16 protein-coding genes, 1 tRNA gene and 2 pseudogenes are annotated in these 21,704 nt (G+C 65.1%); 6 read left to right on the top strand and 13 right to left on the bottom strand.

Annotated features, from left to right (window positions below; genetic code table 11):
• Positions 1–922: 922 nt before the first annotated feature.
• Positions 923–1,930, bottom strand: a complete 1,008-nt coding sequence (locus BL253_RS37320) for a cytochrome P450 (protein WP_241835492.1) — start codon at positions 1,928–1,930, stop codon at positions 923–925.
• A 313-nt stretch (positions 1,931–2,243) separates the two neighbouring features.
• Positions 2,244–3,863, bottom strand: a complete 1,620-nt coding sequence (locus BL253_RS37315) for an ABC-F family ATP-binding cassette domain-containing protein (protein WP_076822715.1) — start codon at positions 3,861–3,863, stop codon at positions 2,244–2,246.
• A gap of 695 nt (positions 3,864–4,558) precedes the next feature.
• Here BL253_RS37315 and BL253_RS42670 point away from each other — a divergent pair.
• The 5 genes from BL253_RS42670 to BL253_RS37295 all read left to right on the top strand — a co-directional run bounded on the left by BL253_RS42670 (position 4,559) and on the right by BL253_RS37295 (position 10,429).
• On the top strand, positions 4,559–4,723 hold the full coding sequence (locus BL253_RS42670) for a hypothetical protein (protein ID WP_158230502.1): 165 nt from the start codon (positions 4,559–4,561) through the stop codon (positions 4,721–4,723).
• Positions 4,724–4,812: 89 nt separating this feature from the next.
• Positions 4,813–6,774, top strand: coding sequence for a B12-binding domain-containing radical SAM protein (locus BL253_RS37310; RefSeq protein ID WP_076822713.1), 1,962 nt, complete (start codon positions 4,813–4,815; stop codon positions 6,772–6,774).
• Positions 6,771–8,012 (top strand): periplasmic substrate-binding domain-containing protein, encoded by a 1,242-nt coding sequence (locus BL253_RS37305; RefSeq protein ID WP_076822711.1) that lies wholly within the window; start codon positions 6,771–6,773, stop codon positions 8,010–8,012. The genes BL253_RS37310 and BL253_RS37305 overlap by 4 nt, the downstream gene beginning before the upstream one ends.
• Positions 8,005–8,952 carry a ThiF family adenylyltransferase gene (locus BL253_RS37300; protein ID WP_076822709.1) on the top strand — a complete coding sequence of 316 codons (948 nt, stop codon included), beginning with the start codon at positions 8,005–8,007 and terminating at the stop codon, positions 8,950–8,952. The genes BL253_RS37305 and BL253_RS37300 overlap by 8 nt, the downstream gene beginning before the upstream one ends.
• Before the next feature lie 100 nt (positions 8,953–9,052).
• Positions 9,053–10,429 carry an MFS transporter gene (locus BL253_RS37295; RefSeq protein ID WP_076822707.1) on the top strand — a complete coding sequence of 459 codons (1,377 nt, stop codon included), beginning with the start codon at positions 9,053–9,055 and terminating at the stop codon, positions 10,427–10,429.
• Here the strand turns inward: BL253_RS37295 and BL253_RS44520 are convergent.
• The 3 genes and pseudogenes from BL253_RS44520 to BL253_RS37280 all read right to left on the bottom strand — a co-directional run.
• Positions 10,430–10,765: pseudogene (locus BL253_RS44520) on the bottom strand (cytochrome P450); the annotation flags it as partial.
• A gap of 637 nt (positions 10,766–11,402) precedes the next feature.
• Positions 11,403–11,972, bottom strand: a complete 570-nt coding sequence (locus BL253_RS37285; protein ID WP_131831685.1) for a DUF5825 family protein — start codon at positions 11,970–11,972, stop codon at positions 11,403–11,405.
• Positions 11,972–14,305, bottom strand: a complete 2,334-nt coding sequence (locus BL253_RS37280) for a RiPP maturation radical SAM C-methyltransferase (RefSeq protein WP_081439078.1) — start codon at positions 14,303–14,305, stop codon at positions 11,972–11,974. The genes BL253_RS37285 and BL253_RS37280 overlap by 1 nt, the downstream gene beginning before the upstream one ends.
• Before the next feature lie 74 nt (positions 14,306–14,379).
• Here BL253_RS37280 and BL253_RS37275 point away from each other — a divergent pair, with 74 nt between their 5' ends.
• Positions 14,380–15,600 (top strand): cytochrome P450, encoded by a 1,221-nt coding sequence (locus tag BL253_RS37275; RefSeq protein ID WP_076822702.1) that lies wholly within the window; start codon positions 14,380–14,382, stop codon positions 15,598–15,600.
• Between the two features lie 339 nt (positions 15,601–15,939).
• On the opposite strand, the gene BL253_RS43240 is transcribed toward BL253_RS37275, so the two are convergent.
• From BL253_RS43240 to BL253_RS42660, 8 genes and pseudogenes are all read right to left on the bottom strand, one after another.
• Positions 15,940–16,284 carry a hypothetical protein gene (locus BL253_RS43240; protein ID WP_198946551.1) on the bottom strand — a complete coding sequence of 115 codons (345 nt, stop codon included), beginning with the start codon at positions 16,282–16,284 and terminating at the stop codon, positions 15,940–15,942.
• Positions 16,285–16,455: 171 nt separating this feature from the next.
• Positions 16,456–16,686 (bottom strand): annotated as a pseudogene (locus tag BL253_RS37270) (IS66 family transposase); the annotation flags it as partial.
• Between the two features lie 125 nt (positions 16,687–16,811).
• Positions 16,812–17,030, bottom strand: coding sequence for a hypothetical protein (locus BL253_RS37265; RefSeq protein ID WP_131831684.1), 219 nt, complete (start codon positions 17,028–17,030; stop codon positions 16,812–16,814).
• A 567-nt stretch (positions 17,031–17,597) separates the two neighbouring features.
• Positions 17,598–17,692 (bottom strand) — tRNA-OTHER (locus tag BL253_RS42665).
• Between the two features lie 255 nt (positions 17,693–17,947).
• Positions 17,948–18,841, bottom strand: coding sequence for a DUF5677 domain-containing protein (locus tag BL253_RS42055; protein WP_131831683.1), 894 nt, complete (start codon positions 18,839–18,841; stop codon positions 17,948–17,950).
• Between the two features lie 293 nt (positions 18,842–19,134).
• Positions 19,135–20,001, bottom strand: a complete 867-nt coding sequence (locus BL253_RS37260) for a DDE-type integrase/transposase/recombinase (protein WP_241835365.1) — start codon at positions 19,999–20,001, stop codon at positions 19,135–19,137.
• Between the two features lie 164 nt (positions 20,002–20,165).
• Positions 20,166–20,597, bottom strand: a complete 432-nt coding sequence (locus BL253_RS42050; RefSeq protein WP_076821493.1) for a transposase — start codon at positions 20,595–20,597, stop codon at positions 20,166–20,168.
• Positions 20,598–20,964: 367 nt separating this feature from the next.
• Positions 20,965–21,704 (bottom strand): hypothetical protein (locus BL253_RS42660; RefSeq protein WP_158230501.1); only part of this gene is annotated, 740 nt, incomplete at its 5' end.

The following is a 21,704-nucleotide window of genomic DNA, read 5'->3' as shown; positions in this document are numbered from 1 at the left end:
GTGACCAACCGAGCCCACCCGACCTGCCCGCCACACCGCGCAGATCAGAAACAGACCACCCGCAGTCCACACCACCAAGATTCAGGACAGGCTCTTAGACCTGCGGCTTTGCATGTCCTGCTAGGTGACTCGCCGCGGAGCCGCAGCCCGGGCGGGTGTACATCTTGTGCTGCCGGCACGGGTGCTGGCAGAGTCGCGGACCCGTGGCCGGGGGAGGCGGCGTGCGACGCGGTCGTCACCGAGTACGGCCCGACCCATCCGCTGCCGCCTGGTGAGATCGCGCTGCTGACCGGGCCACGGGTCGGCTTCTATGACCTGCAACCCTTCGACGGCGAGGCGCTGGCACGTTTCGCGGGCCGCTGGTTCGACCCCGACGAGTCCCCGCCGGGGCGCTGGCGGTTCGCGAGTTCCTCGACGAAGTCGCCCCGCCGGCCTCGGTGATGTGCTCGCGGTTCCGCTGCTGGCCGCACTCGCGGCCTAGGTCTACGAATCCCAGATGGACCCCGGCCCGGCATCCGCAACGAACTGTACGAGCGCTACATCGACCGGCTCACCGCCAGCCGAGGCTCCGGGTTGACCCGGGCCGGCGGCTCCTCGGCGACCRCAGGCCAGTCGGGCGCCGCCGCGAGCTACCTGCGATGGCTGGACGGGCAGCGCAGCGAGCTGCTCGCGGTGCTTGCCACCGGACATATCGGCTTTTCGAAACCGCTCCTGCCTTCGAGCGCGACCATCCGAACCCGCCAGCGCGGGTTCCGGCCGAGCGTGACGATCTGCTCGTCGACTGGCTGTCACGCACCGGGTTTGTCAGCTTGCGCGGTCGCCGGCCGTTTTCTCCACCAGACCTTCGCTGAGCACCTGGCCGCGAGTTGTCGGGCCCGGAGCCTGCGCATCAAGCGCCAAGATCGAACACCGCTGATGCCGTTCACCAGGTCACGGCCATTGCGTTGACGCCGTACCCGATCCCGTCGTTCATGAACGAGACCTCCTCGAGGTCGCTGGCCAGGGCCAGCGTCGGAATACGGTGGAACAGGGTGGCGAACACGACCTGGAGCTCGAGCCGGGCCAGCGGCTGGCCGACGCACTGGTGTACGCCGAGCCCGAAGGCAAGGTGCGGGTGGGCGTCGCGGCGCAGATCCAGCGTCCCGGCATCGGGATACACGCTGTCGTCGCGGTTGCTGATCTCATCCGGGAGCACCAGGCCCTCTCCGGCGCGGATCACCTGCCCTGCGATCTCGATGTCCGCCACGGCCACCCGCCGACGGCCGGGCTGGACGGTGGTCAGATATCGCAGCAGCTCTTCGACGGCTGCAATGACCCCGGCTTCGTCGGCTTCCTTCAGCACGGCGATCTGGCCGGGATTCTGCAGCAGGGCCAGCGTGCCCAGCGCGATCATGCTGGCCGTGGTCTCGTGCCCCGAGATCAGCAGGAACAGTACCAGCATCACCAGGTCGTGCCGGTTCAGCTGGCCGGTGGCCAGCCGCTCGGTGGCCAGTTGGGACAGCAGGTCGTCGTCGGGAGCAGCGAGCTTGCGGCCGATCAGCTGGTCGAGGTAGCGGTACAGTTTGCCCTCGAACTCGCCCACGACCTCGTCCGGGAGTTCGCGGTTGGTCACCGTCGTGATGGCGCGCTGGAAGAAGTCGTGGTCTTCGTAGGGGACGCCGAGCAGGCGGCAGATGACGATGGACGGCACCGGCAGGGAGAACTTCGCCACGAAATCGGCCGGCTTCGGGCCGGCCAGCAGGGCGTCGATGTGGTCGTCGACGGTCTGCTGGATCGCGGGCCGCAGCCTCTCGACCTTGCGAAAGGTGAACGGCCGGGCGACCATGCGGCGCAGTCGGATRTGCTCGGGGCCTTCCATCATGGTCAGGAACTGGCCCTCTTGGCGGTGGTCCCGCATGTACTGGTTGAAGAACGGATAGCCCGGCAGCATCCAGTCCGCGCTGACCCGGCGGTCCGTCAGCAGGGCGGTCTGCTCCGCATGCCGCGTCACCAGCCACGGGGTGCTGCCGTCCCACAGCCGGACCCGGATCAGCGGCGCCTGCGCCTGCAGCTCCGCGAGCCCGGGTGCCGGATCCATCGGACATCCAGCCGCCCTGGGCATCGGAAAGAACGGGACTTCCGTGGCTTCAAGGTCGGGAACGTTCGCCTGAGAAGACGTCACTGTCCTAGCTCCACACCAATGTCATGTTTTGCAAAGTTATCAGCATGAAGCTACCGATGGTAATGGTAATAGAGATCCCGGGTCAGCGGGCGCGCCTGACGCGGGCCTCGTCCCAGACGGGTTCGGTGGTCTCGCGGACGGCGCCGTCGGCGCCGAAGACGAGGAACCGATCGAAGGTGCGGGCGAACCAGCGGTCGTGGGTGACCGCCAGCACCGTGCCCTCGTAGGACTCCAGGCCCTCCTGCAGGGCCTCGGCGGACTCCAGGTCGAGATTGTCGGTGGGCTCGTCGAGCAGCAGCGCCGTCGCGCCTTCCAGCTCCAGCAGCAGGATCTGGAAGCGCGCCTGCTGGCCGCCCGAGAGCTTTCCGAACGGCTGGTCGCCCTGGCGCTCCAGCTCATAGCGGCGCAGCACGCTCATCGCCGCACCGCGGTCCCTGGCATGCTCCTCCCAGAGGATGTCGATCAGGGCCCGGTCCTGTAGCTCGGGGTGATCGTGCGTCTGGGCGAAGAATCCGGGGACGACCCGTGCGCCAAGCTTCCAGGTGCCGGTGTGGGCGACATCCTGGCCGGCCAGCAGTCGCAGGAAATGCGACTTCCCCGATCCGTTGGAGCCGAGCACCGCGACCCGCTCGCCGTAGAAGACCTCCAGGCTGAACGGGCGCATCAGCCCGGTCAGCACCAGGTTCCGGCAGGTGACGGCCCGCAGCCCGGTACGGGCGCCGCGCAGCCGCATCGTGATGTCCTGCTTGCGGGGCGGCTCCGGCGGCGGTCCGGCCTCCTCGAACATCCGCAGCCGGGTCTGGGCCGCCGCGTACCGAGAGGCCATCGCGTCGCTGCGCGCCGCGAACTGGCGCATGTCGAGCACGAGCTTCTTCAGCTGGGCGTGCTTCTCGTCCCAGCGGCGGCGCAGCTCGTCGAACCGCTCGAACCGCTGCTCGCGCGCCTCGTGGAAGGACGCGAACCCGCTGCCGTGCACCCACACCTGGGAGCCGCTGGGCGTGGGCTCGACACTGGCGACCATGTCGGCGGCCACCGACAACAGCTCCCGGTCATGTGAGACGAACAGCACGGTCTTCGCGGTGTTCCGTAGCTGCTCCTCCAGCCAGCGCTTGCCCGGCACGTCGAGGTAGTTGTCCGGCTCGTCGAGGAGCAACACCTCGTCGGGCCCGCGCAGCAGCGCCTCGAGAACCAGGCGCTTCTGCTCGCCGCCGGACAGGGTCCGCACGTCCCGCCACTGGGCCCTGTCGTAGGGCACGCCGAGGGCGGCCATCGTGCACCTGTCCCAGAGGTTCTCCGCCTCGTATCCGCCCGCGTCGCCCCAGTCGCCCAGCGCCTGCGCGTACGCCATCTGCGCGGCTTCGTCGTCGCGTTCCATGAGCGCCAGCTCGGCCGCGTCGACCGCCTTCGCGGCTGCGGCGACCGCCGGCCGGGCGACCGAGACGAGCAGATCCCGGACCGTCTGGTCGTCGCGGACCGACCCGATGGCCTGCGGCATGACGCCCAGGCCGCCGCTGCTGGTGATCGTGCCCTCGTCGGGCTGCAGCTCCCCGGCGATCAGTCGCATCAGGGTGGATTTCCCGGCCCCGTTCGGCCCGACCAGGGCCACGGCCGCGCCTTGCCCGACCCGGAAGCTGGCGTCGGCTAGGAGCAGCCGCCCATCTGGCAGGTAGTAGTCGACATGCGCGACCTCCAGGTGACCCATAGCTGCCATCTTCGCCCATGCGCCGGACTGCTTCGTCCATGCGCCGGACGCGCGGGCAAGACCAGCGCCGTGCTGGTTCGTTCCCCCGGGTTCCGCAGTTCGTGGGCACACGGCGAAGATCGCTGACGTGAAGTCGAAGGACCACCGGATGACCTGTCGCAGGTCGTTATCGGCCTGGCGGTCACCAGGAAGGGGGTCCCGGTGCGGGTCTGGTGCTGGCCCGGCAACTCCATCGATCAGAGCGTGCTGGAACAGGTGGAGGATGACCTGCGGACCTGGAGACTCGGCGGTGTGATCACCGTCGACCGGGTTTCTCCTCGGTGTCGAACCTGGCCTACTGCGCCGCGGCGGCGGCCATTTCCTGGCCGGGACGCGGATAGTAACCCGCTCGTCGAGCCGAGTCCAGAAGACCATCTACCAGGGCGTTTCCATTCCACCACCCGCCCGGGCCACTRCCTTCAACCCCGCCTAAACACACCGCGACACCCCTCGTCAGGGACGGCCAGAGCGTGGACACGCGCCCCCACCTGGTTCTATACGCGTTTCCCCAGGTAAACACCATGATCAGCGCATTTCCGTGACCACCAACTGCGAAACTCGGGCTCCCTGCGTGCGAGTTATCACAACGCTCTTGACAAAATTCATAAGATGCACAAAGATGCCGATAGTCGTCTAGGAGCAAGGAAGGGAACAATATGGAACAGGAAGTCGTGATGGAGCGTCCGGCGGGCCAGCTGGACGAGGCGGCCCCGAATATGGTCCTCTTCTCCGACGAGGAGGGCGTCGACCTCGTCGATGACATCGAGCTCGTCACACTGACGTCGRCCAGCCTCGGCGCTATCGTTGCGCGGCGCTGCTGATTCCATTGATGTCGACTCCTAAGCGATTGGCCCTCTCCGTTGCTGGGGAGGGCCAACTTTCTGTTCGGTCGTCGACGCGGCAGGCTCGTGTGGCGCTCGGTCGGCCCCTGATCAACGCCGATGTCAATTCTCCGTTCTTCGTTCCCCTCGGTCTGATCTGCATAGCCTCGCCGTTGCAGGAGCGTGGTCATCCTACCGTCATCGTCGACCTAGAATACGAACATCGAATCGGCGGTTTCGAACCCAGCGACACCAACTGGCTCGAACAGACGTGTGCCCGCATGCTCGCCACCGAGYCCGACATCCTCGGTCTCACTTGTCTTGCGGATACCCTCCCGGCCTGTCTACTCATCGGGCGTGAGGTCAAGCGGCTCCGGCCGCATGTCACGGTGGTCCTGGGCGGACCTGGGACGTTCGGTGTCTTCCCCGATGCCCTCCCGCGCTTCGCCGACTGCGTCGACTTCGTGTGCAGAGGTGAAGGAGAGCTGGCCATAGCCGCTCTCGCGGACGCTGTCGCCGACGGCTCCGATTCCGCCGACGTACTCGGCTTCTGGTCGTGTGAGAACGGCCAGGTCGTGTCCCGCRGACCTCAGCCGACCACGAACCTGAACCTTGTGCCTATGCCCGCATACGGCGCGGTCCCGATGGGCGACTACATCCGGCTGTCCACCCCGCACATCTTTGATGTGCATATCGGCTCCGGGTGCACCTACTCCTGCAAATTCTGCATGACATCGACATTCTGGGATCGCGACTTCCGGATCAAGGACCCTGCGGTCATCCTCAATGAGCTCCGCTTCCTCAACCGTGCCTACGGGGTAACTCGGTTCAACTTCCTGCACGACAACTTCGCCAACAACCGAAGATATCTTGACGAGTTTCTGTCCTACTTCGCCGGGCACAACGACATGTTCGAGTGGGGCTGCGCGGTACGGCCGGACAATGTCAACCCGAGTCTTCTGCGCCGAATGGCCGACGTGGGGTGCTTCAATATCTTCTGCGGCACGGACGCGGGCTCGGAGAAGATTCTCAAGGCCATGCTCAAAATGCCCTCGACGAAGCGGACCTATGAATTCTTCCAGTCTGCCCGGGAAGTCGGCATCCAGTTCGAGACGAACACGATCGTGGGATATCCGGACGAGAGCGCCGACGACCTCGAGAAGTCTTTGGAAGTCGTCTTCGACGCGATTGCCCACGGCGCCACCAGCAGCGACCTCAGTGTGCTCCAGCCGCTGCCCGGCGCTGAGATCACGAATGAGTACCGAGCCGCACTCGAGCCGCTCGAGAGCGGGCTGGACGCCATGGGGACCTTCCTCCCATCGGATGTCCGCGCGCTCATCACGAGCGACCTGGCGACCTTCACCGGGTTCAGCTTTATTCGCAGCGAGAACCGGGAGTACGAGTACTATGTGGGCGTACTGCGTCTTTCGCGGTACTTCACGCGTCGCTATTACCACCTGCTGCGATTCTTCAAGCAGGTCGCGGGACTCACCTATGTCGAGGTGTTTGACGCTCTGTTCGAACAGGCCGACGTAACGGTTCAGGACGGGCTCGTCAAGATCTTGAAGCAGCTGGACGACGTGCATGTGCCGGCCGCCAGGGCGCTGTTCRAGTACGACACGATGCTCGCGGAGTTCCGGGGCGACGAGATCGAGGAAGAACTCGTCAACGTCTATCGGCAGCCCGCCACCGTGGAGGCCAAGCCGCACTTCCTGGTTGCGGATCTCGACGTCGACGTCGTCACGATGGTGTCCGACCCGCGCGAGATCGCGTGGACGCCGGAGCTCAGCCGCCCGATCGTCGCGGTCGTGTATCGCACGAGTGCGGCCGAGGTGTGCACCATCCGCTTGACGCCGGGGCAGGCCAGGCTCTTCAGGGCTCTTATGCCACGCGAGCGGGACGAGCGTGACGCTCTCGTCGCAGATCTCGCCCCCGGTCGGCCGCGCGATGTCGCGACGATGGTGGCCGGACTGTGCGCCCGGATCGACGATTCGCCAGATGCCCCCAGGCCGGTGCCTTTAGCGGTCGACAGTCGTCTCCTGTCCATATGAGCGCACGGCGCCCCGTCGTCGTCGAGGTGGACGACGACCCGCTTCGATGGCACGGGCCCACGGGGGGCGACTACCTGAGCCGCTGGTTCGCCTCGGCGAGTCAGCGCAGCCGCCTCGATCTCGTCCGGGTCGAGGGTCGCGGAAAGTGCCAGCACTACCGCGTGCGGCAGGGCGCGTCCTTCTCCGATGGCAGCCCGGTGCTGGCGCGGGATCATGCCCGGGCGATCCGGGCCGCGCTCGCGGTCCCGTCCCTCCAGCGGTTTCTCCTCGACATCAGCGGTGTCCACACGTCGAAGGACGCCCTCGTCATCGAGCTGCGCCGCCCGGTGCCGCACTTGCCTGGCTTGCTCCGGAGCGTCGACCTCGCTCCGACCTCGACGTGCGGGGAGCTGTCGTCCGGTGCCTACGAGCGTGCTGTGCGCACCGCCGACGACGAGTACTGGCTCAAACCCGTGAACGTCGGCACACCCCCTGTGCGAGTGCTCGTTCGCCGCGATCCTCACAGTGCACCGGAGCGGTTCCAACGGGGCGAGGTCGACGTCACGTGCGCGACGGCGTTTCCGCTCGACCGGATCCCGGACTTCGCTGGCAGCCGGGCGTTCCACACGGCGCCGACCGCGATCGAGATGTGCCTGGAGACCGTCCCCGGCAGCTCGTCGGCGGCGAGCGACCCGGCGTTCCGGCGCCGACTCCTAGGAGCGATCCGCTACGACCGTCTTGTCGCACGTTGCGGGCACGGTGTGGAGGCGGCAGCCCCCGAGCACCACATCGAGGCTCCGATCAGCACCATCGGGTCCGGTGAGCGGCTGCGCCTGGGCTACTGGGACTACTACCCCAACCTGATCGTGGCTGAGGAGATCGCGGCTCAACTGACCGAGAACGTCGGCGTCGAGGTCGAGCTGGTCCCCGCCGAGTTCGCCGCAGGCTCGGCGCAGTCCTGCGACCTGCTCCTCGCGTTGCGCGGCCCGTTCTTCGAGGATCCGATCTGTGCTCTGGACATGCTCGACCCGGCGCGGCGCGACCCTGTCCTCGCACCTCTGCTGCATCGGTTGTCCGAAGTCCCGGACGACGAGACCGCGCGCGACGAGCTGTGCCGAGCGGTCCGCGAGCTGTGTCCGCTTATTTCACTTCTGCGCCTCCGTGGTCACTGGCTGCAGCGAGAGGGGCTGACAGGTCGCCCCTGGCCGCCCATGGATGCCGTGCGCTTCCCCCGGTTCAGGTGGAGCGCCGATGGCTGACGGAATCAACCGCTATGTCCTCTCGCCCGCGGCCACCTGGTCTCGCGATGGTGACGACCTGCGAGTGTTCGCGGACGCGGTCCTGCTGGTCCAGCGCTGCCCAGAAGAGATGTTCACATGGCTCGAAGCAGTCTCTGCCGAGCCAGCCGGCTTCCCGGCGCCGCGAGGTGTCCACGTCGATGCCATCGTGAGCACACTCATCCGGCTCCATCTCATCGTCGCGCCGTTCGACCGTTCCTGGCATTCGTCCGCCTGGCGGAATCAGGTCGAGTACTTCGCGGCGCTCGGCCTGGACGCCGGCGCGGCACAAGAGCGGTTGCGTGCGGCGCATGTTACAGTCCTCGGCGTCGGCGGAATCGGAGGAGCGGTGCTGGCCGAGTTGGTGGGTGCCGGTGTGGGCGGGCTCACGCTTGTGGACGGCGACCGGGTCGCGTTGGAGAACTTGAACCGCCAGTATCTGTACCGACGGTGCGATGTGGGACGACCAAAGGTCGATGTGGCCCTCGAATGGGTGCGCGAGCGTCTTCCCGAAACGGAGCCGATCGCCGTCATGGAACACATCGCCACCACCGACGCGTTGCTGCCCTACCTGCGCGAAGGCGGGTTCCTGGTCGTCGCGGCGGACAGTCCTGCGTCGCTGCCGGAAATCTGTGCTCAGGCCTGCCTCGATCGTGGAACGACGATGATCTTAGGAAGCTGCGGCCTCCGGGTCGGGTCGAGCGGCCCGCTGATCCGGCCCGCTGACGTGCTGGCCTTCATCGCGTCACTCCAGGAGGCACGGACGGCGGTCGGTGCCGCGAGCACTCCGATGGCGGCATCGTTTGGCCCGGTCAATACCCTGGTGGGTGCGACAATGGGTCGTGACCTCATTTTCGGCATACTCGGCGTGCGCACGGAACCGACCGCGGAGCGCGTCGAGCTGCTAGGAGCGGGTTGGTGACGGCTCTGAAGTCCACGGGCTCGACTGCTTCGCCGACGCCACTCGAATAGGACCCACGGCACCGTATGATCACCTGTACATCCACATCGGCGGGACCAGAATGAACTTCCCGCGCCCACGCACCACCCGGAACGCAAGGCTGTTCCTCTTCGCGGCGTTGTCGAATACGTTGCTGCAACAAGGGATCTTCGTTCTCTACCTGCTGCATCGCGGTCTGAGCACCCTGGAAGTAAGCCTGCTCCAGACCATGATCTATCTCTCGATCTCTCTGTCGAGTGTTCCTGTCGGCTTTTTCATCGACCGGGTCGGTGCGCGGGCCGCGGCAGGGTTGGGTCAGCTCATCATCAGCGCGGTCCTCATCGGCCAAGTGCTGGCTCCACCCTCGCTCGTATTCTTTCTCCTGCTGTTCTTGATTCATGGCGTGGGTCTTGCGATCAAGTTGAATTCCGAGCTCGTCATCCTCTACGAGGCTGCCGCGCAATCCTCGGAGGACGCCGCCGTCGCATTCCCGGTGCTGCGGTCGCGGTTCACCGCGGTAAGCGCCGCCACCGTGTCGGTCGCCATCGTCATTGGCGGGCTCCTCCAGCCGGTCAGCTGGACGCTGGTCTACGTGATCTCGGGCATCGCCACCGGCCTTGCCGGCATCCTTGCCACGGTCCTCCTTCCTGGACCGGCGAAGGCCCCGACGTCGCAGGACGAAGAGCGGGCCGCCGCGTCGACGAAGGTGATCGACAGCCGGTGGACGGCGCTTCGTGCCATGGGTGGGTCCTGGGCCTTGCTGTTGATCGTCTCCTCGCTCCTGCATGGCACGCTCACACCGTTCCTGATCTTCAGTCAGGATATTCTGGCCACCCAGAGCCTGCCCACCCCTGCGATCGCAGTCACCATGGCTGCTGTCTATACGCTCGGCGCGCTTGCGCCGCTGCTCGCACCACGCGTCATGCGCCGGTTCTCCACGGCCGCGCTGGCAAGCTCGACGCTCACCATTCTGGCCGTCGGTCTCCTGCTCACCAGCAGTGGCATAGGGGGTGTCACGGTAGTTGTCGTTCTTGTCGCGGCTTCGCTGCCCGAGGTCACGGCGATCTCGCTTGATTTCGCGATCCAGGACCGGATCCCGTCGGACTATCGAGGAGCCATCACCGGCGTGGCGGGATTCTTCGAATCCCTTGCCATCGCTGGTTCCTATCTCATCTTCGGTGCTCTGACGGAGGCTTTCGGCTCGTCATCCTCGGCGGGCGTCTTCGCTGTGGTTCCCGTCGCGGCTCTCGTGCTCTTTGCAGTCTCACGACTCCTTGGACGTCGGCGGCGTGACGCGCTCGAACCAGACGGGCAGTTCGATGAGCCCGTTCATCACTCCGGTGCCGTGCCAACGCAGCTCCGAGGTATCGACGGCGAGGCCGAAACGAGTTGTGCCGTCGAGGATCGCGCGAAAGGCGTTCTCCGCGATCATCCGGGTGTATCGGATGCCCAAGCATGAATGGCGGCCATGGCCGAATGTCAGATGCCCGAAGTCGTTGCCGCGCTTGGGRTCGAAGTGGTCGGCGTCCGGAAACGCAGCATTGTCCCTGTTGCAATGATCCACGCCGATGACGATCAGAGTCCCTGCAGGAACGGTGCACCGGCCGATCGTGGACGGCGCCTTGGTGACGCGATAGATCCCTCGAGCGACCGGGCTTGCGAACCGCAGCACCTCCTGCACGAACCCGGACAGCAACGCCTCATCGGCTCGGACGAGATCCTGTAGGTTCAGATCCTGTGCAAGACACAGGACTCCGTTGCTGACGAGCGCTGACAACACCTCGACGTTCGACATTGCGAGGAGCCGGGTGTTCGCCGCGACCGGCCGATTCCCGGAGGAAGGCATCTGGGTGATCAGGTCTGACACAAGGTCATCGGTAGGGTGCGCACGTCGTTCCCGCACGAGGTCGACGAGGGTGGCATCGATCTCGTGCACCGGGTCACCCTGATATGCCGACGTCCGCAAGGCGTTGATGAGGTCAGGATCAAGTCCGAGCAGGCGAGAGATCGCATTGTCGGCGATGGGCGCACCGACGTCCGCGACCGCGTCGAAGCGGCCGTCACCGAGGGCGTGTTCGATCGTCTGGTGGATGTCTTGCAAGAGTCCGTCCGACACGCGCCTGACGCGGTCGTCGACCACCTTCCGAAGTGCACGCCGCACCTGGYGGTGCTCGTCGCCATCGGTTTGGTTCACGGCGAAGACTCGCCCGCACGTCGCGTCTGGAGACGGGCTGGTGGAGCCGCTGAAGGCAGCCTCGATCAGCTCCCCTGCGCTCCCGTAGGTTTCGACGTCGGACAGTATTCGAAGGGCCTCGCGATGGTCGTTGACGATCAATCCGAGACCTGCGGATCCCATGCGTACCGGAACGACAKGAGTGGTTCCCGCCTTCCCGTTTGGCTCATCACTCGTCATACGGAATCGAATGAATCCCTCAGACACACCAGACCCCTTGGCGTACGGGAAGCCCCACGCAGTAGTTGCCAGAACAGAAAGCCAGGCCATCCATGGCGAGCCTCTGAACGCCTGCCCGCTCCCCGGGAGTGATCGCGCGCCCCCAGTCGGTGGCTTCGAGAACTTTCGCCGCGGGCGTGGAGCGGTCGATGACGATGTGCCGACGGGGACCAGCACGCGTGTCGTCTACGAGTATGGACGACGGACCTCGCCGCGCGAGGAGGAACGCCTCCGAGGGCGGCGACCACGCGAGGGTGCTGTCGGGCTGACGCGGCGGATCGAGGTGCCGGAGCCATCGGACGTCGAGGTTGCCGCACTCGCCGCTCCACGAGACCCGCATACCGACGCCGCGCGCATCGCGCAGCAGCGCGATCAGCGCGACGAGATCGCGATCGTGCATGTCCGTCATGACGTGGTGCCCGGACAGCCGGACTCCGGCGTAACCCGTTCGGGCCAGGGCGGCGAGGCTCGCCCGATTGTCAATGGAGCCAAACTCCATCGGCACGAACAGCCGGCGCCGGCCCGCACGCGGGTGTGCTTCCTGAGGCATCACCAGCGTAGTCCCGTTGCGAGCGCCACGTAGGTAGAGCCGTCACGGAACGTGAGTCCGAGCGCGGTCCACTCATCGACGAGCGTTTCGAGCCGACCATCGATCACGGCGATCCCGAGAGCGTCCATCGTGTGAGYGAGTGCGGAGAGCGTCCTTCCTTTGGCGAGCGCACGGTAGGCCTCAGTTTCAAGACCAGGTGCCAGCACCAGTTCGCGTGAAGGCCAACCAGATCGGTCGTCGACGACGACGAGGGAGTCTTCCGATGCCGGCAAAGCGACCAGCCGTGACCTCGATGAGCTCGCCCTCCATACGGAGACCGCGTCGGACAACGTCCCGTACATTTCCGCTGATATGCCAGCAGGCTCGGAGTCGTACACATAGACGAGGTCCTCGAGATCGTCAGCTACCCCTTCGTAGGCGCACGCGAGCTCACGAGATGGCCCGAGCGCCTTCAACCCGAGCTCGGAGTCGTCGAAATAAGGGCTGAACCGCATCAACTGGATCCGGCGGACGCCGGAGGGCGGCGTGAGGTGGTGGAGGGTCGTGAGCGACGCGGCCAATGCCGCGTACTCTCGGTCCTCCTCTCCCGGGAAACCGACGAGGACGTTCCATGATGGATAGATCCTGCAGGTCGCGCAATCTCGCAAGAACCGCACGTTCTGCCATGCTGTGACTCCCTTGCGCATGATGCGCAGAACGGAGGTGCACAGACTCTCCACGCCCGGCTGCAGCTGGGTGAAGCCGCCTCGGGAGAGCGACTCGAGTTGCTGGAATGTGAGGTTCGACTTCACCTCGGCGAACAGCCGGACATCCCAGTCCGCCGGCAGCGCCAGGTCGGTGGTCAGCTGGGTGAGATGGTCGGGGCTCAGGATGTTGTCCGAGAACACCAGGTCGAGCACGTCGTGCCGCTGGATGGCCCGAGCGGCCTCGGCCTGGACTCGCTCCGGGGGCTTGGCGCGGTGCGCCATGGCGGATCCATTCAGGCCGCAGAACGTGCAGTGGTGTTTGGCCCCCCACCAGCACCCTCTACTGGCCTCGAGGGGGATCTTGACATCAACGAACTCGGTGACCGCGGATTTGCTCAGATCGCGGAAGTAGTGGTCGTAGACAGGCTCTGGGACGGCATTCATGAAGACGGGCTTGGGYCCGATGGGATTGCTGACCGTGGCGCCGGCCGGCCCGGATCGCCAGCACAGACCTKGAATCGCGCGCACCAGATCATTCCGTTGATCGACTCGGCCGCTCCGCGAGGCCGCGATGTGCGCGACGAGTGGTGCGATCGAGTGCTCCGCCTCGCCCCGGATCACATAGTCGAGCTCGGGCCGGGCCCGGTGGATCGCCGTGCCCTGGACGCCGTCGCAGTTCGCCCCGCCGAGAACCGTGACGGTACTCGGACGCAGCTCCTTCACACGCCGCGCAAGCGCGAACGAGGAGATGTTCTGATCGAAGGTCGTGGTCAGGCCGAGCACGTCCGCGCGGGACTCGACGACCTCTTCGGCCAATTTGTCGACGAAGCTCGGAGCAGCGCGGAACATCTCGCAGTAAGCCTCGGCCTGATCGCTGCCCTTCAGCAATTCGAAGAAACTCGTCCGGCGCGGATCTGTATCAGGGCGGAAGCAGCTGGAGAATACCCATTCTCCGATTCCGAGCACCTCGGCGTCGCAGACCAGCTCGTAGTGCGCACGACCGAGGCCGACCCTGCGGATGAGGAAGTCGAGCCATCGGATGTTGCCGTAGACGACATCCAGACTTCTTACTTCGTCACGCTGTGCAAAGAGGGGCGCGACCGTGCTGAGTGCCAGGGACGGCATGTCGACCACAGCCCAGGGCATGCATACCAGCGCGACCGAAAGCACACCCTCCTCCGTCGCCAGCGGATTTGGCGCTGGCTCCGGCCGGTCGCGTCCGATCTGCAGCAACTCCACTCCGGCTCCCGTCACTGGTATGTCTAAGGCTAAGCCGTCACAGAGAGTGTACTTCTGGCAGAATTGTCGCAAACCAGAGCAGAGTCTGCAAACAGGAGGCTCCGTCAGGACGCCCGCCGTGACTCTGGCGCTCGGCGGCCAATCGGAGATTGCGGGCAGGTCGGAAGTGGCGATGCGGGCGCCGCGGACCTTGACCCGTCTGTCGGCCGGGAACGGGCACGGCAGCGTCTTGGCCAGGACGCCGTCGCGGACAACGTGGATGAGATGGCCATCCATGCGGAGGGCGACCTTCTGGCGGGCGGGTTCGACTTTGACCTCGAGTTGCTCACCGCCCAGACTGGCCTTGTCTTCGAGGCCGAGGACACAGCCGTGCTCGATGACCGTGCCGACGGGCGCCGTACCCGTCATGCTAGCCCCTAGTATGACTGACTATTGAGCACGGAGGTATTTTTGTGACGGTGTCGCGGGCCGACGTTCCTGACATGGGTACCACAGCCGTCCCGTTCTTTCCGATGCCCAAGGCGGCGGCCTGCCCGCTGGATCCGGCACCTGGGCTCGCCGAGCTGCAGGCGCGGGCGCCGCTGGTGCGGGTCCGGCTGTGGGACGGCAGCACTCCGTGGCTGGTGACGCGGCATGCCGAACAGCGGGCGCTGCTGGCCGACCGCCGGGTCAGCGCGGACTGGATGCGACCGGGCTACCCGTTCAACAACCAGCACATGCGGGACGCCGCCCATCAAGGGGGCCGGTTCCTGACCACCATGGACGATCCGGAGCACGGCCGGCTGCGCCGGATGATCCTCGGGCACTTCACCTTCCGCAAGGTCGAACGGCTGCGGCCCGCGGTCCAACGGATCGTCGACGACCGCATCGACGCCCTGCTGGCTGGCCCGAAGCCGGCCGATTTCGTGGCCGACTTCGCCATGCCGGTCCCGACCCTGGTCTTCAGCCGGCTGTTCGGTGTCCCCTACGAAGACGACGACTTCTTCCGGCGCGCCAGCCTGACCCTGATCAGCCGCGACATCCCGACAGAGGTCATGCACCAGACCCAGGGTGAGCTTTACCGCTACCTCGACCAGCTGGTCAGCCGGAAGCTCAGGGCCCCCGACAACGACCTGCTGTCCCAACTGGCCACTGAACGGCTGGCCACCGGCCAGCTGAACCGGCACGACCTGGTGATGATGGCCTTGTTCCTGATGATCGCAGGGCACGAGACCACCGCCAGCATGATCTCGCTGACCACGCTGGCCCTTCTCCTGCATCCGCGGCAGCTCGCGATGCTGAAGGACGCCGACGCCCCGGGGATCGCCGCAGCCGTCGAGGAGCTGCTGCGTTATGTGGGGGCCGCCGCCCGGTTCGGCCGTCGCCGCTYGGCCCTGGAAGACATCGAGATTGCCGGGCAGGTGATCCGCGCCGGCGAGGGTCTGGTGTTCCCGGACGAGATCGCCAGCCGCGATGAACGCGCCTACCCCGGTGCCGGGGTGCTCGACCTGCGCCGCGACGCCAGCAAGCACCTTACCTTCGGGGCCGGCGTGCACCAGTGCGTTGGCCAGGTGCTGGCCCGGCTGGAGCTCCAGGTCGTGGTCGCCACCTTGTTCCGCCGAATCCCGACGCTGGCCCTCGCCGTCGGCCTCGGCGATCTCCCGTTCATGAACGACGGGCTCGGGGTCGGGTACGGCGTCTACGAAATGCCCGTGACCTGGTAAGCGGATACGGGCCAGGGTGGACGGCCAGACCGGGCAAGCGTTCCGTCTTGAGGCCGGCGACACCGCCCCCGCACGCCAGCACCTCAGCTGGCGACCACCGGCCTTGACCAGGCCGTGTCCAACGCGCGAAGAGCCCCGACGGTGTCGCCCAGGAGATCTACGCGCTGCTCGTCGTCTGAACGCCACACCCAGGAGGTGGGGATGGTCTTGGAAGACGTTGGCGAGGAGCTCGGCCAGCGCGTCGACCTTCTGGGCCAGAGGATACGAGGCGAACTCTGTCAGCGGCCAGAGCGAGCCGTTATCCGCGAGCCAGACCCAGGCCGCACCAGTCGACGCCGTCTATCGTGCCTTGACTCTGATCGCGTTGGTGACTCGATGGCCTTGGGGCAGAGCGAGGTTAGGGCTGACCAAGGTCACGCCCGCGGCCTTCGCCTCGGGGAAGGTGGTGAGCGTGCCGTCGTTGTTGGTGACGACGTCTCGGGGCAGATCTGACTCGGCGGCCTCCTGTGYGGCCTGCTCGGTGTCGATGCGCCACTGCGTCGTGACCTTCGTGGGTAGGTCGCCAGTCCAGCCAACCTGGTACTGAGACTCCGATGCCCACAGGTGCTGCCGAGCGCTGTTGACATTGGCTTGGTGGTCTATGAACGCCGCTCCCGGGCCGAGCCCACGGATCTCGATGAACACGTCGGCGTCGCCTTGTACGATGCGGAGATCACCCGGTCCACCGCTTGGCTTTTTCGGCTCGATCTCGACGTAGGTTTCGGCGAGCTGRCCTGGACCGCAAGGCGGGCCGACGTCACATGGTGGTGGAACTCGTCGCTCACGGGATTGGACTGCAGGTTCCTGCGGAGCACCTCCCCATTTGGTGGCGGTCGACAGGTAGGACTGGACGACGGCGAAGTCGGCGAGGCCGGTGAGGGTGTGCTAGGCGCCGCCGGAGGTGTTCTGCTGGACCTTGACGGGTCTGGCGGCCGCCTCGGCCAGGTTGTTCGTGAACGGCACCGCGAGGTCGACGGCGAAGCGCAAGATCATGTCCTCGTGGCGGCGCATCCGCCCGATCAGGGTGCGGGCGTCCCGGTCCGCGAGCAGGCGCCCGAGATCCTCGTACGTCGGCCGACCACCAGGCTCCACCCCCGCGACGCTAACGGATCACCACCCACCGCCACGCGATCACACGAACGATCACCACACAAGATCCGGAAGGCACCCGCTCAACCGAGCTGAACAGCTACCTGCTGAACGGCTCGGTGCAGCCAGCCCGGCCCGAAGAACGCCTCCAGGTCGACGGCCATGCGGCGCAGGACGCCTCGGCCCGCTTCGCTGAGGAAAACGGCGTCCTCGGGATCGCCAAGCGCGATCGACCAATCCGGCTCGCGAAGGCCACGGTMCACGTCAGCACATGCCCTGCCCATATGGTCATTGTCGTCCACGACCACCGACACCCGAAATTGGCAGCATCCGAAGCCGGCGACGCGAGATGGTCGATCTGCTTGCCTGGCTTCCAGAGAACTGGCTGGTTCGACCGCCCGCCGTCGAAACTGACGGTCCGCGGGTTCGCGCCGCGCGTCGGGAGGGTAAGACGGCTGCCCAGCCGCGTTTTGCGCCGTCGGCGTCTGTTCTGTAGCTACCGGTGTAGCACAGCCGACGACCGATGCCGAGGACGCGCGGCGCGCTGCTCGCCAGTGCTGAATCCGCAGGTCCGGGAGTTCTACCGGTCCGTTCCCATGGAGAGCGCGCCGGACCAGTGTTTCGCGGCGGACCCGTGACCAGCGTGTTTGTGCGACCTCGGGTGCGCGCATCGCGGCGGCGAAGTCGGGTTTCGACCGTGTTGTCTCGAAGCGGACGGTCTGCCGGAAGCATTTGTGCAGGTCGGCGCTGGTGTACGAGTGACCGTCCGCCGCTTGCCTGCGGTCAGCGTTGCTACACCCGTTGCTACATAACGATCTACAAAAGCGCGTAAACGATCTCTCCGGCGAAACAAAACCCCTGGTCAGAGGTGGTGGGCAGGGGCGGGGTCGAACCGCCGACCTTCCGCTTTTCAGTGCCACGGTGGCTCGTGCACCAGACTTCACCGCGGTTCGCGCCCCTGCCCGGGAGATGCCACTGTGTGGTCTCGAACGCCGCTGAACGACCCTGAACGAGACCAAGACTGAGACCAAGCGCGTCCATATGGCCGGAGGAAGGAGAGGGTGCGCAGCGTCCACCGGCGGCCATCGACCACACCGCCCTGCCGGGCGGCGTGCGTGCCCACAGTGGTCCAGGGATGCCCGCCGGCTTGGGTGCCAGCCTCTTCGCCCGCTGCGGACTGATACGACAATGGTACGGCCGTCGGTTCGATACGCCAAACTTATCGCCGCTGATTCTCTCGCAGATTAAATTCTTCCGGAATAACCATCGGAATTCTACCGATTTTGCCGAATCGACCTATAGTCTCCATGACGGACTCTTCGCTCACGGCACTGTATAGTGGTAGCTCAAAAATTGCGTATGCGGTTTCGTATGTCTCAATAATCATACGGATGAGGCAGTCTAGTGCGAATACATACTGATGCGTACGTCGTATATCTCCTAGGTGCAGGGGTATGTCATCGTCAAACCAGGAGTTGCGGAATATCTCGCCGACGGAGAAATGGACCGCGCGACTCGATGCGCTAAAGAGATACCTGTAAGTTTTGTAGTCGTCGACTTCCTTAGCGATCCAGTCGGTAGATGGCAGCACTTTATTTCCTTTGGGCCATCCTAGCTCTCTTGCTAGTTCACCGAGATCTTTCTTGGCGACCTTTAGTGACGACTCACCTTGCAGCAAAAATGAAAGAGGAAATCCGAATCGGATGGTCTCCTTAAGATCGGCGAACTCCACGAAAGCGCGGAGCCCGCGCATCGCATCATAAAGCGCCATGGATTTAAGCAGCTTGTTCACGAGGTTTGCGGGTACGGTCGTCAGGTACTTCAGCCACACCTTTTCTTCGTATATTTGACGAATGAAGGAGGCCGCCAATTGGCCATTTCCACTCTCGCCAAGAATGATAGAGGAGCCGAGCGTTTTTGTCTGTCGATCAAAGACCGATTTTCCGGCGATTTTAAGAAGCGGTGTTTCTGTAGAGTACTCCAACTCGATGAAATTGCACAGAGCTTCGAATAAGCCATGAAACTCGCGAGCAGATTTGTCTATCATTGCGTCCAGGGTTTCGGTGTTCCCTGTGTCGTCGTCATGAGACGAAGAATGGTTCGTCACGGCCATCACTCTCCCCGGTTGGCCGGCAGTGTAGGACATGCCACGCAAGACAGCGACTCGATACCTCACGACGCGCTGGTGAGCACGGCCCCGTCAGGGCGCCGCCGAGTTGTTGGGTGTGACAGATCGGCCATCGCGGAGCGCCACGCCGCGGCGCGGCCCGCGGTCCAGGGGCACCACGCCAAGCCGGCGGCTACCGTGCGCAACAGTGCTCGCCCGTCGCTTGCAGGAGCAGACGAGATAGGACACCCGAGCCTGCCGGCGCTGCAACTGAGACCAGTGAGGCCATCCGGTAGGTGTCAAGTCAAATGAGACAGTTGATCTTCGGTTGGTTGGCTTGGTACTGGCTGGTTGATCCACACGGTCTCGGGTAGCCGGGGCGGCCGTGGCCGGCGGGCGAACCGCTCGGGGTGCGCCGCGTGGGCGCGGTCGAGGGTGGCCTGGCGGTGGTCCTGGACCTGGTGGGCGGTGTCGAAGTGGACCGAGGCGGGGGTGTGGAACCCGATCCCGGAATGACGGTGGTCGTGGTTGTAGGAGGTGAAGAACCCCTCACAGAAAGCGCGGGCATCGGCCAGTGACCCGAACCGGTCCGGGAAGTCGTAGCTGTACTTGAGGGTCTTGAACTGCGCCTCGGAATACGGGTTGTCATTCGACGTGCGGGGTCGGGAATGCGACCGGGCAACGCCCAAGTCGACGAGGAGCTCGGAGACGGGTTTCGAGACCATCGCCCCGCCGCGGTCCGCGTGGATCGCCCGCGGTGCGGCGCCGTTGCGGTGGATGGCGTCGGCGAGGAAGTCCTTGGCGATGACGGCGTCCTCGGCGGCGGCGACGAGCCAGCCAGTCACATAGCGGGAGTAGATATCGAGGATGACGTAGAGCTTGTACCAGACGCCTTTGACGGGTCCTTTCAACGCGGTGATGTCCCACGACCAGATCTCGCCGGGTCCGGTCGCACACAGCTCCGGGCGGACCCGTGGCGGGTGGGTCGCCTGGGCGCGGCGCTCGCGGGTCTGCCCGGCCGTGCGGGCGATCCGGTACATCGTCGACAGTGAGCACCAGTACCGGCCCGCGTCCAGCTCACGGGCCCAGACCTGCGGGATCGACAGATCCGCGTAGTCGGCCTGGGCCAGCAGCGCCAGCACCTGCGCGCGCTCGACGTCGCTCAACGCCGCCGGCGGCGGCCGCCGCGCCAGCCACGGCCCGTGCCGACGGCCACCCGGCGCCGTGTGACGGTAATGCGTCGCCCGCGACCGGCCCGTATACGCGCAGGCCCGCTTCACCGACACCCCCGCGGCACGCAGCTCATCGAAAGCACCGCCCAGAACCTGGTCTACGGCTTCTCGGTGTCCGTGCTCTCGGAGATCTGTTCCAAGAGCACGCGCGCTTTTCCCATGATATCGAGCGCCGTCTCCGTGGTCGCGAGCCGCGTTTTCAGCCGCTCGTTCTCCCGACGCAGCTTCTCCAACTCGACCTGCTCCGCCGACCTCCCCGGCTTCTTCTCCGGATTATCCGTCACGGCACGGGTTCCTCCCAGAGCACCCGCGTCACGAGCCCGTGTCCATTCCACAATATGAGAAGAGAACAATCCCTCCCGACGCAGGATCGCACCCTTCTCCCCATGCGGCGCGTTCTCGTACTCGGCGACGATCCGCAGCTTGTACGCCGTACTGAACACCCGCCGCGACGGACGCGGCGCCGGATCACGCCCCGACGACGGCGAGGACCCGCCCGGCCGCTCCTGCGACTCTGACTCCACGAACACAAGGATCTCCGATCACACCCCCTGTAGCCAACCCGCACTCAGCAGGTGTCTCACCCAAGACTGGCACAGAGGGATCAGCGTCGCCGGTGGCCTCTGTCTTGCCTGCATATGGTGGCGGCGTCGAACCGCCGACCTTCCGCTTTCAGTGCCACGGTGGTCTGTCTACGGAGGTTCCAGGAGTTTCGGCGCCCTGGCTAGGGCGCCGATCGTGCCCGTCGTGACCGGGGCTGAACGACTGTGAACGAGACCAGGACTTGAGACCGGCTTCTCCCGATAGTCCCTCAGAACCGCCAGCAGACTCGGGCGCTGTTCGAAGCCAGCTCGCCGATCCGGCGCTCCATGGATTGCGCTATGTAGCTCTGGCAGACTAGCTCTCAATTGTAGGAGTCAGGGGTGAAATAACTTGCCAACCGTCTTTAGCGCTTAGGTATAGTGACACCACGCCCGGATAGTTGCACACAATCCAGCAGTGCGTGACTTCCGACGGCAAACGCGGAATCGTTGCGGGCGGCTCACGTCTTCCCATCCCTATTGCCATCAGCGCCCAAAAGGTGTCGCGCGCTGACGCTGGAGTGAACGGGATTACTACTGCGAGATGACGCTCCGAAAATCCGCTTGCCGCAAGCTTCGCCCGCTCCCCAGCACACCGTGCGGAGGCGACGAAATCTTCGAGCCACTTGCTTGGGTAGTTCCGATCTTTCGACTCGGACCACCAGCCAAACTCAAGAAAAGCTTCTCCGCTTGGAACAATGTTTTGAGTAACCTGGGCGGAAACGAATCCGAGATCGCGAAGCGACGGTGGAATCTTCACCCACACTGGAGAGCTTGGGTAGATAGTCGTCTTTGCGATGTTCCTCTTCTCTAGCTCAAGAAGGAAGGGTTCAAGTTCTTTCTTCGCCCATTTTCTAGGCTTTTCTGGCGGATGATCCATTTCTACTCGCCAACCATGGTGGCATTGCGTTACTGGAACGCGGGGAGTATTTTGACTGGCCCATTGGGCAAAGGCGTTGTCGAGGTCTTCTGTGACTTCCACCGCCGCATATGGACCATCGTGAGCATCGATTTCAATGTCGTGTTTTGCCTGGCCAGAATTAAGGTCTACATGCC

Source organism: Pseudofrankia asymbiotica, assembly GCF_001983105.1.
GTDB classification, from domain to species: domain Bacteria; phylum Actinomycetota; class Actinomycetes; order Frankiales; family Frankiaceae; genus Pseudofrankia; species Pseudofrankia asymbiotica.
The sequence above is the reverse complement of the archived record's forward strand: the minus strand, read 5'-3'. Positions and strand labels throughout refer to the sequence as shown.